The sequence below is a fragment of the Burkholderia sp. Ac-20384 genome, from assembly GCF_017104605.1.
In the GTDB taxonomy this organism is placed as follows: domain Bacteria; phylum Pseudomonadota; class Gammaproteobacteria; order Burkholderiales; family Burkholderiaceae; genus Burkholderia; species Burkholderia lata.
This window is the reverse complement of the sequence record NZ_JAAGPE010000682.1, coordinates 1-891: the sequence shown is the minus strand read 5'-3', so window position 1 is coordinate 891 and position 891 is coordinate 1. Positions and strand designations below refer to the sequence as shown.

Here is an 891-nt window from a genome sequence, read left to right as displayed (position 1 = left end):
GCCGCGTTGCGCGAACTCGATGCACTCGGCGCGCGTTGCGGCGTGCAGTGCCGCGCGTTCGGCAGCCTCGCATGGCAGGCGCTGACGGGCGAGCGCTACCTGGGCGAATCGTCCGATCTCGACATCGTATTCCCGCTGCCGGCGGCCGCGTCGCGCGCTGCGCTGCTCGACGGCCTCGCGGCAATCGACGCGCGCGCGCCGATGCGCATCGACGGCGAACTGCTGCGCGACGACGGCGCGGGCGTCAACTGGCGCGAACTGCAGGCGCGGCATCCGGAAGTCGCAGTCAAGACCGCGATCGCCGTCGAACTGATGCCGGTCGACGCATTCATCCGAGGGTCGCGATGAGCGCATGGGCTGCCTGCCGCATACCGGCACCGTCCGAAGCCGAGCGCATCGCCGAGCTGGCCGAGCGCAGCCTCGTGCTCGAAATCGAGACTTATCCGAAGCCGGGGCTCGTCAGTCACGTTGACACCGGCAGCCACACCGACATGGATGCCGCGACGTTCGCCCGCAGCGCCGCCGTGCTGCGGCCGTACTTCGCCGAGTTGACCGACGCGGGCGCACGCGATGCGGACATGGCCGTGCTGCGCAAGATCGGCCTGCGCGCCGAGCACGCGATGCTCGCCGCGACCGGCGGCGTCAATACGCATCGCGGCGCGATCTTCGGGCTCGGGCTGCTGTGTGCGGCCGCGGGCCGGCGCGCGATGCCGGGAACCATGCCGGCAGGAATGACGCTCGGCGCGTTCGTCTCCCGCCGGTGGGGAGCCGATATCCTCGGCGGCCCGCGCTTGCCCGACAGCCACGGCGAACGCGCGAGCCGCCGCTACGGCGTCGGCGGCGCACGTCGCGAGGCGGCCGACGGTTTCACGACCGTCTACGCGATCGGGA

2 protein-coding genes are annotated in these 891 nt (G+C 71.9%); both read left to right on the top strand.

The window, feature by feature from the left end:
• The coding region (gene mdcG / locus G3O00_RS42835; RefSeq protein WP_206146611.1) for a malonate decarboxylase holo-[acyl-carrier-protein] synthase at nucleotides 1–348 on the top strand (348 nt) is incomplete at its 5' end.
• Nucleotides 345–891, top strand: a 547-nt coding sequence (locus G3O00_RS42830; protein WP_206146610.1) for a triphosphoribosyl-dephospho-CoA synthase, incomplete at its 3' end; no start/stop codon positions are given. The genes mdcG and G3O00_RS42830, both read left to right, overlap by 4 nt.